The sequence below is a fragment of the Neptunicella sp. genome, from assembly GCF_048268085.1.
Classification (GTDB): Bacteria; Pseudomonadota; Gammaproteobacteria; order Enterobacterales; family Alteromonadaceae; genus Neptunicella.
Genome location: NZ_JBLWWF010000012.1, coordinates 121,556 through 133,895, shown reverse-complemented (window position 1 = coordinate 133,895; position 12,340 = coordinate 121,556). Strand labels below are relative to the sequence as shown.

Below are 12,340 nucleotides of genomic sequence, written 5' to 3'. Positions count from 1 at the left end.
TGGTGGGGTTTGAAGTTATTAATAACATCAAGGGCTTGAGAAACGAGCATAAAAAAATCCGATGACCTGTGATCATCGGATTTTGATCTTCTTGTGCTAAATGTCAATCGCTTAACTGATCGGCATTAGTCTTAAAAGACCGTTTTTTTACGTTTATTAGTGGAACGATTACTGATGATAAGGCTGACTGAATTTATGTACCGCATCAATAAAGACTTTGGCGTTCTCTGGTGGTACATCCAAATGAATACCGTGGCCCAGATTAAATACATGTCCGCTGCCGTTACCGAATCCGGCCAGAATGGTTTTCACTTCCTGCTCAATGCGCTCTGCCGGTGCATATAACATCGAAGGATCCATATTGCCCTGCAAGGCGACTTTGTCCCCGACACGGGCTTTGGCGTCGTCAATATTAATTGTCCAGTCCAGCCCTACAGCATCACAGCCGGTGGCGGCAATTGCTTCCAGCCACATGCCGCCGTTTTTGGTGAACAGAGTAACTGGGACTTTACGGCCATCGTTTTCGCGAGTCAGACCACTAACGATTTTGTGCATATATTGCAAAGAGAATTCTTTGTACGCAGCCGGCGACAACACACCGCCCCAGGTATCAAATACCATTACCGATTGGGCACCAGCAGCAATTTGTGCATTCAGGTATAAAACAACCGCATCGGCCAGTTTGTCTAACAATAAATGTAATGTTTGTGGCTGACTAAAGGCCATTTTCTTGATTTTGGTAAAGGCTTTACTGGAACCCCCTTCAATCATATAAGTAGCCAATGTCCAGGGACTGCCGGAAAAGCCGATTAATGGCACTTCACCCTGTAAGTTTTTGCGAATGGTGCGAACCGCATTCATTACATATTGTAGTTCTACCTCAGGATCAAACAGTGGCAGATTTTTAATATCGGCTTCTGATTCCAGCGGGCGTTCAAATTTTGGGCCTTCGCCGGCTTCAAAATACAAGCCTAATCCCATCGCATCGGGAATCGTCAGAATATCGGAAAATAGGATCGCCGCATCCAGTTCAAAGCGACGCAACGGCTGTAAGGTGACTTCACAGGCCAATTCGGCATTTTTACACAGTGACATAAAATCACCGGCTTCGCTGCGCAGCTGTCGATATTCAGGTAAATAACGACCGGCTTGACGCATCATCCATACCGGTGTGACATCAACGGGCTGCTTGAGTAGCGCTTTGAGATAACGATCATTTTTAAGGTCTGACAATGGAACCTACTCCTGGGATGCGAAAAACCGCGCTATTGTACACATTTTTATGGGTAGCTGTGAGCAGTGTTAACGCATTTATGTATGATTTTGGCGACATTAATGCTTGCCTTTGTTAAACAAACTCTGCTATAACTTGTTCGCGCTAGTGAAATACCAACAAAAAGAAGCTCGTTTACGAGACCTCCACGCTAAAATATTCAAGCCTTATCTTCGGATAAGGCTTTTTTATTGGTCGATAGTTGCCTGAATCAGTTGGCCTGCAATCGAATATGGTGCTGGGGTGAGTGGCAGGTTATTAAAATCAAACCAGTCTGCTTTGATAATCTCGTGGCCGTCTACTTTTATCTCGCCACTTTTATAGTCGGCTAAATAACCCATCATCAAGGAGTGAGGAAATGGCCAGGGCTGACTATTGAAGTAACGCAAATTGTGAATTTCCACTCCGACTTCTTCCATCACTTCTCGATGTACTGCCTGCTCAAGGCTTTCACCACTTTCAACGAAGCCAGCCAAGGTCGAGTACATGTCATTTTTATGATGGCGCCCCTGTGCCAATAGAATCTTATTGTTGTGCCGAATGGCAACGATAATGCACGGCGAAATACGTGGATAGCAGCGATGTTGGCAGGTTGGACATTGCACCGCTAATTCCCAATCAATGCGTTGGGTAGCATGACCACATTGACCGCAATAGCGATGGGTACGTAAAAATAGTGCCACTTGCCATGCGCGCGCGGCAATATTGAATAATTCTTGGTCGGATTCGATCAGCAAATCGCGCAATCCAAAAAACTCACCAATTTGTTGCTCGGCTATTTCAGCCCCCATATCGATCATATAGCAAGGTGATTGCTGATAATGTCCCACTTCAATAACTTGCTCAAAATATTCGCTAACAAAATCTAGCTGCTTGGCGGTGCGATGAGGGAGAGCGGGTGAGTTGGTGACTTGTAATAATTGATTCCCCGAAAAAATAAGCCACCAAGCGGGTTGTTCAATTTGTAATTTAACATTTTGTTTAATCATCTTTTCTATCCGATCCGGTCATACCATCTCTCATAAGTATTTGCTCCAACGCCATTTTGATATACTGTGTGGATGATTACCAAGAAATTATCTGTTCTGGTAGCTGTTAAGGGTTAAGGAGAATACGAATGTTATCTGGTATTGAGCAAGCAAAACAAAAATGGGGCGGGGCTCATAACGCTATTGATAATTGGTTGACTGAACGCCAAATGTTATTGGTGATGTATTGTGACCTGGCCGGTATCCCACCTTATCAGCGGACATCGCAAGCGTTACCAGATAAATCAAAAGTAGCGGATTTTTGCGAATTGTTGATGGATTACCTGTCTGCCGGACATTTTGAAGTATACGAGCAATTGTCTAACGGTGATTCTCTGTACGATACACTGAGTCCTAAAATCTCGGCCACCACAGACGAAGCCCTCAAATTCAATGATCGCTATGCTGAAATAAATGATGATACCAATATGTCGGATTTTGATAATCATTTATCCAAACTAGGCCAGCAACTGGAAGAACGCTTTGCTTTGGAAGACGAATTGATTGGTACCTTGCATAACGAACATTTATAACAGTACAGCAGATAACAAAAAGGCACTTTTCAGTGCCTTTTTTTGTGTGCTGGGATACTAGTTAGCTTTTTTGCCGACGCATCGCAGTAAAGAACTCGTCATTGGTTTTAGTCATGGATAGTTTGTCTATCAAGAATTCCATGGCATCAATTTCTGACATTTCATGCACAATCTTGCGCAAGATCCACATTTTTTGTAATTCATCTTGCGAGGTCAGTAATTCTTCACGACGAGTACCAGAACGATTGAAATCAATCGCCGGGAAAACACGTTTTTCCGCAATCTTACGGTTTAAGTGTAATTCCATATTACCGGTACCTTTAAATTCTTCGTAGATGACTTCATCCATTTTAGAACCGGTATCAACCAAGGCGGTGGCGATAATGGTTAAACTGCCGCCTTCTTCCACGTTACGAGCTGCACCGAAGAAACGCTTCGGTTTATGCAACGCGTTAGCATCCACACCACCGGTTAATACTTTACCTGATGATGGAATAACCGTGTTGTAGGCACGTGCCAGACGAGTAATAGAATCGAGTAATATCACTACATCTTTTTTGTGCTCAACCAGACGTTTAGCTTTGGCAATGACCATTTCGGCAACTTGCACGTGACGGCTAGCTGGCTCGTCGAAGGTTGATGCCACAACTTCGCCTTGCACCATGCGCTGCATCTCGGTCACTTCTTCTGGACGTTCGTCAATCAACAATACAATTAACTGACATTCCGGATGATTAGCGGCAATAGAAGTCGCGATATTTTGTAGCAAAATCGTTTTACCGGCTTTGGGTGGTGCTACGATAAGACCACGTTGACCACGACCAATTGGGGCGGCTAAGTCCAGAACACGCGCGGTAATATCTTCGGTACTGCCGTTACCACGTTCCATAACCAAACGTTCGTTGGCATGCAGTGGTGTCAGGTTTTCAAACAAGATTTTATTACGGGAGTTCTCGGGGCGATCAAAATTGACTTCGCTGATTTTTAACAGGGCGAAATAACGCTCACTGTCTTTTGGCGGTCGGATCTTGCCCGAAATGGTATCACCCGTTCGTAAGTTAAAGCGTCTTATTTGGCTGGGTGAGACATAAATATCATCCGGTCCTGCCAGATAAGAGGAATCTGCTGAGCGTAGAAAGCCGAAACCATCCTGCAGAATCTCCAATACACCATTGCCAAAAATATCTTCACCGCTTTTGGCATGCGCTTTAAGTATAGAAAAGATGATGTCTTGTTTACGTGCACGAGCCATGTTTTCCAGGCCCATTTCGTTTGCTAAATCAACAAGTTCGTTGATAGGTTTGTTTTTAAGTTCCGTTAGATTCATAGGTGGGTTTTTCTACTTGAAATGTTGCTCTTAAATGCAAAGTTGAATGAAATTAAATAATGATACGTTTTTCGTAAATCGCTGATTTGAACGCGAATATTTGGTAAGTGTCCCGAACTGGACAGACTAAAGTTAGCACCAAAAACACAGAAGGTCTAGAAGTAGAGGCGTAATTTTCTTGTTTAAATGATAAAAAATGGCACTTTTGTGCCATTTTTTATTAATTTATTTAGATATTCTCGTTCAAAAACTCGATCAACTGGGTTTTTGATAGCGCGCCAACTTTAGTCGCAGCTACGTTACCATCTTTAAATAACAGTAAAGTAGGGATGCCACGGATTCCATATTTAGGCGCAGTTTCGTTATTTTGGTCGACATTCAGTTTACCAACTGTTAACTTGCCATCAAATTCTTCCGCAACTTCATTTAGAATCGGCGCTATCATTTTACAAGGACCGCACCATTCTGCCCAGAAGTCTACTAAAACAGGGCCTGCCGCGTTGATTACATCGGCTTCAAAGCTATCGTCAGATAGTTGGATAATTTTGTCGCTCATTCTTTTCTCCGGTATACAAAAACTCGTGATAAATTATCACGTCTTTACAAGTGGCTATTTATATAGAAACTGTTTTTTAATGCAAGCACTGATAAGCTATAAGCTATGCAAACTACACATTTAACTGAAACACATTTTTCCGCCATGGGGATCCACCCTGATGTACTAAGTGGTCTCCAGGAAGCCAATTTCGAGCATTGTACACCGATACAAGCGTTGAGTATTCCCCCTTTATTAACCGGGCAAGATCTTGCAGGTCAAGCACAAACCGGTACGGGTAAAACGATTGCGTTTTTGGTGTCAACATTTCATCATTTATTAACGCATCCTCAAGTGGAAAAAGCCCAGCCTCGAGCCATTATTATGGCCCCGACGCGTGAACTGGCGATTCAAATCCATAAAGATGCCATGTTATTAAGCAAACATACTGGTTTAAGTTTGGGCTTAATCTATGGTGGGGAAGGCTATCAAAGTCAACGCGAGCAACTGGAAGCTGGTGTGGACATTGTAATTGGAACCACCGGACGCATTCTGGATTACTATAAACAAGGTATTTTTTCCTTAGAGCATATTCAAGTATTGGTTTTGGATGAAGCGGACCGAATGCTGGATTTGGGCTTTATAAAAGATATTCGTTTTTTACTCAGACGGATGCCGAAACCGGCCGAGCGTTTAAGTATGTTGTTTTCTGCCACGCTTTCTTTTCGTGTACAGGAATTGGCCTATGAACATATGAACAATCCAGTGCATGTTCAGGTTGAAGCAGAAGAAATGACCGGTAGCCGCATTCAGGAAGAGTTATTTTATCCATCCAACGAAGACAAGATGTTACTGCTACTCACTTTATTGGAAAATGAGTGGCCGGACAAAGCCATTGTTTTTGCTAATACCAAGCACAGTTGTGAAAATGTCGCAGCTTGGCTGGAAGCTGATGGTCACCGTGTTGGTTTATTGAGCGGTGATGTGCCGCAAAAGAAACGTCTGCAAATTTTGGATCGTTTTACCCGCAGTGAATTGGATATTCTGGTCGCTACGGATGTGGCAGCACGTGGACTGCATATCGACAAAGTCACTCATGTGTTCAACTATGATTTACCCGATGATGCGGAAGATTATGTGCATCGGATAGGTCGTACCGGTCGAGCTGGTGAAAGTGGACATGCTATTAGTTTCGCCTGTGAAAAATATGCGCTGAATTTACCTGCCATTGAAGAGTATATTCGCCATTCTATACCGCAGTCGGATTACCAGTCTGACGCATTATTGGATGACGTAACACCACCGAAAATGCAGCATCGTAAAAGAATGCAAAGCGGTAAACCATACAATAAACGACCGTCTTCATCTGGGAAAAAATACACTAAGCGCTAATGAGCCAGGATTTAAATAATAATAATTACCATCAAGAGCAGCTTTACGCTGCTATTGATCTTGGTTCCAACAGTTTTCATATGGTTATTGTCAAAGTATTTGCCGGTTCGGTGCAAATCATTGGCAAAGTGAAACAAAAAATCCGCTTGGCAGCAGGACTGGATGAGAATTTTAATCTCGATCGTGCCAGTTTAGAGCGGGGCTGGAATTGTCTTAGAACGTTTGCCGAACGGATTGAAGATATTCCTCCTGAAAACCTTAAAGTCGTTGCCACTGCTACATTACGTTTAGCTAAAAATGCTGACGTATTTTTGCAACAAGGTGAGGCCATTCTAAAACACCCCATTGAGGTTATCTCCGGTGAGGAGGAAGCGCGGCAGATCTTCCTGGGTGTAGCGTATACCTCAGCTAATGTCGGACACACTTTAGTGATTGATATTGGCGGTGCCAGTACCGAATTGGTGGTAGGTGAAGACTTTGAGCCGCTACAGTTAGCCAGTTTAAATATGGGCTGTGTTACTTTTCTTGAACGCTATTTTAGCGATGGCTATTTGTCGGCCGATAATTTTCAGCGCGCCATCGATGCAGCTAAAGAGCAAATCCACAGCGTGGCTGAAATGTTTATTCCCTATGATTGGCAGCAATGTATGGGAGCTTCCGGCACCCCGCAAGCGATAGTCGAAATTTTGGTGACTCAGGGGATTAACGATAGTATTCGGCTAGTGTATTTACATGACCTGATGCGGCAATGTATCGATTGTCATGAACATCAAAACCTGGTGATCCCCGGTTTGGACGAATCCCGTAAACAACCTTTTCCGAGTGGTTTAGCCATCTTAATTGCCTTGTTTGAAGTACTGGGTATTGAAGATATGCAAATCTCCGGTGGTGCCTTACGTGAGGGATTAATCTACGGCATGTTGGAAGACATGCGCGAAGATAACCTCCGTCAGCATGGTATTTTTATGTTGGCACAACGTTTTCATATTGATACCGCTCAGGCTATTCGAGTCGCTGCGACGGCCGACGACTTATTTGAACAGTTGCCCGACAATCTGTGGGGTGAAAATTTCGATGCGGAAGGGATTTTACTCGGTGCCGCCATGTTGCATGAGATTGGTTTGCATATCGACTACAAGAATAGCCATCAACATGGTGCTTATATTCTACGACACGTAGAGTTGCAAGGTTATACCAGGCTGCAGCGGGATTGTATTCGCGATTTAGTGCAAAACTTCCGACAGAATATTGAGCTCAATGTACTAAAAGGCTATCAGACTTATTTAAAAATGAATCTGGCGATTCTCACTCGCGTGCTAAGAATAGCCGTCATTTTATGTATTCGTCGCAATAGTGACTCATTACCTCATATTCTTATCGAGTATGATTCGGACAAGCTCATTCTTACTTTTCCGGAAGGCTGGCTAAAAGCTCACCCTCTCATTGACGCTGAATTAGCCAATGAAAAGTGGCAGCAGCATCGAGTGGGCTGGCTATTGGAATGTCGCTAAATTAATAGAGGTGGCAGTCTGTTAATCTATCAAAAGGGCGCGTAATCAGCGCCCTATTAATACGAGATAAGGGGTTATTGGTTCGCCGTCAATATTTGCGCTGCCTGTTTGGCAAAGTAAGTCAAAATACCATCGGCTCCCGCGCGTTTAAAGGCCAATAACGACTCCATAATGACGGCTTCTTCATCCAACCAGCCGTTGGCAAATGCAGCTTTATGCATGGCGTATTCACCGCTGACCTGATAGGCGAAAGTTGGTACAGCAAATTGTTGTTTACAACGTTGTACAATATCCAAATAAGGCATGCCCGGTTTGACCATTACCATATCCGCCCCTTCCTCAATATCCAGAGCAATTTCCCGTAACGCTTCATTGGAATTGGCTGGATCCATTTGATAACTTTTCTTGTTACCACCTTTAATGTTTCCAGCAGAGCCCACCGCATCCCTGAATGGCCCGTAATAGCTGGACGCATATTTGGCTGAATAGGCCATAATGGCAGTATTGTGAAATTGGTTGGCTTCCAGTGCCTGGCGAATTTGTCCAATGCGGCCATCCATCATATCTGACGGTGCGACAATATCGGCTCCGGCCTCCGCATGAGATAATGCTTGTTTGACCAAGACCTCATTGGTCGCATCATTGAGTACGTAACCTTGTTGATCAATCAAGCCGTCTTGACCGTGTGAGGTAAAAGGATCTAATGCTACGTCCGTAATCACGGCAATATCAGGTACGGATTGTTTTAATGCTCTTACGGCTTTTTGGGTTAAACCATCCGGATTAAAGGCTTCACTGGCACAGTCACTTTTACTCGCCGGAGGTGTGACCGGAAATAACGCGATAGCCGGAATACCTAGGCTGACTAATTGTTCGGCTTCTTTAATCAAGAGGTCAATCGACATTCTCTCAATACCCGGCATGGATGCAATTGTTTCAGTTCTATTTTTACCCTCAACCACAAACATAGGGTAAATTAAATCGGCCGCGGTTAAGCGAGATTCTGCAATCATATTGCGCAAAGGAGCGGAGGCTCTAAGGCGGCGCATGCGGATGAAAGGGTATTCAGGGTGTGGCATAGTTTTTCCTAAGGCTCAATGGTTTGTGCGGGGGCAACCGGGAGATAGGTCACTCGATCACGTCCGGCATTTTTGGATTGGTATAATGCTTTGTCGGCGGTTTCTAACAAGGTCATATCTTGACTATCAATGGAAAGCACTTGTGAGGCGATACCTGCACTGACGGTAATCTGTATGTCACCAATTTTGGTTGGAATTGGCGTCTCTCTGATAAACCGGATTATCTGCTCTAACAATTCTACAGCACCTTGCTCGTCAGTATTAGGCAGTAATATGGCAAATTCTTCGCCGCCATAGCGACACACATCGTCACTGGGTCGTTTAAGATGGTCGGCAAGAGCTTGGGCAACAAACTGAATACATTCATCACCGACTAAGTGGCCATACTGATCATTGACTTTCTTAAAGTGGTCAATATCTACCATCGCTACACAAAAACGGGTTTGTTCACGGCGACTACGACGGATCTCAGCAATATATTTTTTGTCGAAATAACGACGGTTACGAATACCGGTTAAGGGATCAATCGTATTAATTTCTTCTAATTCCCGGTTGGTTTCTGATAATTCCCGTAAGGCGACTTCTAACTCCAGGGTTCGTTCACCCACGCTATATTCAAGTTCTTCCTGAGCTTTTTCTTGTTCCCGTCGCAATCGTTTTTCTTCGGTTAGTTTGTCTTGGCTGTCAGTGAATCGTTGTTGTTGATCAAGGTGATATTCTCGTCCCAACGTTATTGTTAATAGTGTGGTGGTCAACAACGAGCCGATGATGAGCAGGGATAAAGGCAGAAACGGTAAAATAACAATATTCAGGTTATTCAAACTGATTATCAGGACACATAGTAGTAAGCCGCTCCACGCGATCGAGTAGCTTTTAGCGAATTTACCTTGTTTTAAAGCAAACCAAAAACAGGTCGTACCGAGCAATATCATTGCAAGACACAATACTATCCAGCCAGCTGGGATTAGCATCGAAGTCGGGACTATCAAACTTGCAACAAGCGAAATGCCTAACCCAATAGCAATATATTGAATGAAAGAATGGAGTATCGGTGCAAATTTTTTAGTATCGAAAGTACCGGAAAATAACATTAGTGCTGATAACAAACTGGCCATCGCAAATATCGATACACTATGTTCGGCTAGCCACGCATTATCAGGCCAAACATATAAAAATAGGTCTGTTTGAGCGGCAATAGTGAGCATTAAGCAACATGTAAAAGCACTAAAAATTAGGAATTGACGATAACGGGTGTAGATAAAACCGATGAGATGAACCAGAACAAGGGCAGCGAAAAATCCGCAGCTCATCCCTAACCCTAATAATTGATTTTGGTTTAGTAACGACAACATGCTTTGTTGCGGATCGTGATAACCCGCCACGCCAAGCTCGTCGATATTAAGCCCCACATAACATGCCCATAAAACGATACCCAAGATGATAACCACCCAATAATGATGAGGTTTGTTAGCACTAAGTAGTATGTGGGTAGAAGGCATTATTTAATCCAGACTATGGATTGAGCTTAAATAAAGTTTGAGCATTAGCATAAGATGTTTTAGCCACATTGGCGAGAGGCAGGCCAGTGAGTTGACTAAAGTATTTAGCGACTTCTGGTAAATAACAAGGTTGATTGGTGGATACTTTAGGTTTGAGAGTTTTGGGTGCAAGATAGGGGGCATCCGTTTCCAGTAATAAGCGTTCAAGTGGCAAGTATTTGACTGCTCCTTGTAAATCATCACCCCGCTTGTCGTCACACAACCAACCCGTAATACCAATATACAAATCCAGCTCTAAATATTGTTCCATCTGGTTGCGATTGCCAGTAAAGCAATGGGCTACGCCACCAACCAGTTGTGAGCGATATTGTTTTAATAACTTGATTTGTTCATCAAAGGCATCACGTTCATGCAAAAAAACCGGTAACTCTAATTCACAAGCTAATTCCAGTTGAGCTTCAAACACGGCTAACTGTGAGGATTTGCTGGAAAAATTGCGGTTAAAATCCAGTCCACATTCGCCAATGGCGCGTACATTGCTATGTTTGGCTAGTGAAGTTAACTGCTCGATATAATTGGTTCCCGCCTCTTGCGCATAATGTGGGTGAATACCGGCCGTACAGAATAAGTCTATGGGGGAGATATGGCTGGTTAATGTTAACGCGGCCTGACTTTGCGCTATATCGGTGCCGGTAATGAGCATGCCGTTTATACCAGCTTGATGGGCGCGAGCTAGGATACCGTCTATATCTGCCAGCATTTTAGGATTGGTGAGATTTACCCCTATATCAAAAAGTGTCATCGTCTCATTTTGATTTGGTTAACTTGCTCATTAGAGCTCTTGTTCTTCGGCTTCTTCAGGCTCTTCAAGTTCGGAACGTTGATAAACGGCACCGACTAAAACCCCAATCTCAAACAGGATCCACATGGGAATTGCCAGCAAGGTTTGCGAAATTACGTCAGGTGGGGTTAATAACATACCGATGATAAATACCCCGACGATAACATAAGGACGCTTTTCTCTTAGTGCGGCCGGTGTCGTGATCCCGGTCCAGCACATCAATATAATGGCAATCGGAATTTCGAAAGACACGCCAAAGGCAAAAAACAGCTTTAATACCAAGTCCAGATAGCTGGTTATATCAGTGGCGACGGTAACACCTTGTGGTGCCATACCGGTAAAAAAGGCGAACGCAATAGGAAATACCACAAAATAGGCAAAGGCAATGCCCAAGTAAAACAATATCGTACTGGAGAGTAATAACGGGACAATTAAACGCTTTTCATTACGATACAAACCCGGGGCGATAAACCCCCATATTTGATACAGCACAAAAGGGATCGCAGCAAAAAATGATAACACCAGCGTAAGTTTGAACGGAGCAAAAAACGGTGCCGTCAAATCTGTTGCGATCATTTGGGTATCAGCCGGCAATACATCCAATAAGGGTTTGGCTAACCAGTGATATAAATCGTTGGCGAAGTAAACCAGACATAAAAAGACGGCAAAAACACTCAACAGTGCTTTGAGTAACCGACTGCGTAATTCAACTAAATGCTCAAGAAGGCTTTGTGCTGTTGCCATCGTCTACTTTTTTATATGGATGCTGAACTGATTTGGCCGAGTCGGTGAGCTCTTTAACGCTTCGCTCCAATTCCGGCGTGAGGTTTTTCATATTCATTTGTTCGGCTTTCTTTAGGTCGGCATGTAGCTCATGAATACGCAATTGCTCACTCATTTCATTTTTAAATCCATGCGCCATTGATTTTACACTGCGCAAGGTTTTACTGGCTGAGCGAATAGCACCGGGCAATCGCTCGGGGCCCAACACCAGTAAAGCAACAATACCGATTAACAATAGTTCCCAAAAGCCGATATCAAACATAGATCAAACTTTATCCTTTTGATCTTGTGTTTGAGTTTCAGGTTTAGCTTCTTCGACGTTATTGGCCACTTTTTTTTGTTCGTCAAAATTAGCGTCTTTGTCGTCATCGCTGACGGCCTTTTTAAAGCCTTTAACTGCCGATCCCAGATCAGAACCCAGAGTGCGAAACTTTTTAGTGCCAAACAATAACACTACAATGACTAAGATAATGGCTAATTGCCATATGCTGATACCTGCCACAAAATTCTCCTGATAACATACAATTAAGTGCATTATA

General features: G+C 43.5%; 13 protein-coding genes. 3 read left to right on the top strand and 10 right to left on the bottom strand.

What is annotated here, in order from left to right:
- Positions 1–168: 168 nt before the first annotated feature.
- Both hemE and nudC read right to left on the bottom strand, forming a co-directional pair.
- Positions 169–1,233, bottom strand: a complete 1,065-nt coding sequence (gene hemE / locus ACTD55_RS11425) for a uroporphyrinogen decarboxylase (protein WP_438864458.1) — start codon at positions 1,231–1,233, stop codon at positions 169–171.
- Between the two features lie 228 nt (positions 1,234–1,461).
- Complete coding sequence (gene nudC / locus ACTD55_RS11420; protein ID WP_438864457.1) at positions 1,462–2,262, bottom strand: NAD(+) diphosphatase; 801 nt, start codon at positions 2,260–2,262, stop codon at positions 1,462–1,464.
- A gap of 128 nt (positions 2,263–2,390) precedes the next feature.
- On the opposite strand from nudC, the gene rsd reads away from it, so the two are divergent.
- The gene (rsd, locus tag ACTD55_RS11415; protein ID WP_438864456.1) at positions 2,391–2,834 is read left to right on the top strand and encodes a sigma D regulator; all 444 of its coding nucleotides are present in this window, start codon (positions 2,391–2,393) and stop codon (positions 2,832–2,834) included.
- Between the two features lie 61 nt (positions 2,835–2,895).
- Here rsd and rho read toward each other — a convergent pair whose 3' ends face one another.
- Positions 2,896–4,161 carry a transcription termination factor Rho gene (gene rho, locus ACTD55_RS11410; RefSeq protein ID WP_438864455.1) on the bottom strand — a complete coding sequence of 422 codons (1,266 nt, stop codon included), beginning with the start codon at positions 4,159–4,161 and terminating at the stop codon, positions 2,896–2,898.
- 229 nt (positions 4,162–4,390) lie between these two features.
- Positions 4,391–4,717 (bottom strand): thioredoxin TrxA, encoded by a 327-nt coding sequence (gene trxA, locus ACTD55_RS11405; RefSeq protein WP_438864454.1) that lies wholly within the window; start codon positions 4,715–4,717, stop codon positions 4,391–4,393.
- A 105-nt stretch (positions 4,718–4,822) separates the two neighbouring features.
- Between trxA and rhlB the strand changes: the two genes are divergently transcribed.
- Positions 4,823–6,088, top strand: a complete 1,266-nt coding sequence (gene rhlB / locus ACTD55_RS11400; protein WP_438864453.1) for an ATP-dependent RNA helicase RhlB — start codon at positions 4,823–4,825, stop codon at positions 6,086–6,088.
- Positions 6,088–7,599, top strand: coding sequence for a Ppx/GppA phosphatase family protein (locus tag ACTD55_RS11395; RefSeq protein ID WP_438864452.1), 1,512 nt, complete (start codon positions 6,088–6,090; stop codon positions 7,597–7,599). Before rhlB ends, ACTD55_RS11395 begins: the two co-directional genes overlap by 1 nt.
- A 74-nt stretch (positions 7,600–7,673) precedes the next feature.
- Here ACTD55_RS11395 and hemB read toward each other — a convergent pair whose 3' ends face one another.
- The 6 genes from hemB to tatA are packed head-to-tail and all read right to left on the bottom strand — an operon-like array spanning position 7,674 to position 12,303.
- Positions 7,674–8,678 (bottom strand): porphobilinogen synthase, encoded by a 1,005-nt coding sequence (hemB, locus tag ACTD55_RS11390; protein WP_438864451.1) that lies wholly within the window; start codon positions 8,676–8,678, stop codon positions 7,674–7,676.
- 8 nt (positions 8,679–8,686) lie between these two features.
- Positions 8,687–10,177 carry a sensor domain-containing diguanylate cyclase gene (locus tag ACTD55_RS11385; RefSeq protein ID WP_438864450.1) on the bottom strand — a complete coding sequence of 497 codons (1,491 nt, stop codon included), beginning with the start codon at positions 10,175–10,177 and terminating at the stop codon, positions 8,687–8,689.
- A 13-nt stretch (positions 10,178–10,190) separates the two neighbouring features.
- Positions 10,191–10,979, bottom strand: coding sequence for a TatD family hydrolase (locus ACTD55_RS11380; RefSeq protein WP_438864449.1), 789 nt, complete (start codon positions 10,977–10,979; stop codon positions 10,191–10,193).
- 30 nt (positions 10,980–11,009) lie between these two features.
- Positions 11,010–11,762 carry a twin-arginine translocase subunit TatC gene (tatC, locus tag ACTD55_RS11375; protein ID WP_438864448.1) on the bottom strand — a complete coding sequence of 251 codons (753 nt, stop codon included), beginning with the start codon at positions 11,760–11,762 and terminating at the stop codon, positions 11,010–11,012.
- Positions 11,737–12,063 carry a Sec-independent protein translocase protein TatB gene (tatB, locus tag ACTD55_RS11370; RefSeq protein WP_438864447.1) on the bottom strand — a complete coding sequence of 109 codons (327 nt, stop codon included), beginning with the start codon at positions 12,061–12,063 and terminating at the stop codon, positions 11,737–11,739. Before tatB ends, tatC begins: the two co-directional genes overlap by 26 nt.
- A gap of 3 nt (positions 12,064–12,066) precedes the next feature.
- Positions 12,067–12,303, bottom strand: coding sequence for a twin-arginine translocase TatA/TatE family subunit (gene tatA / locus ACTD55_RS11365; RefSeq protein ID WP_438864446.1), 237 nt, complete (start codon positions 12,301–12,303; stop codon positions 12,067–12,069).
- Between the last annotated feature and the right edge of the window lie 37 nt (positions 12,304–12,340).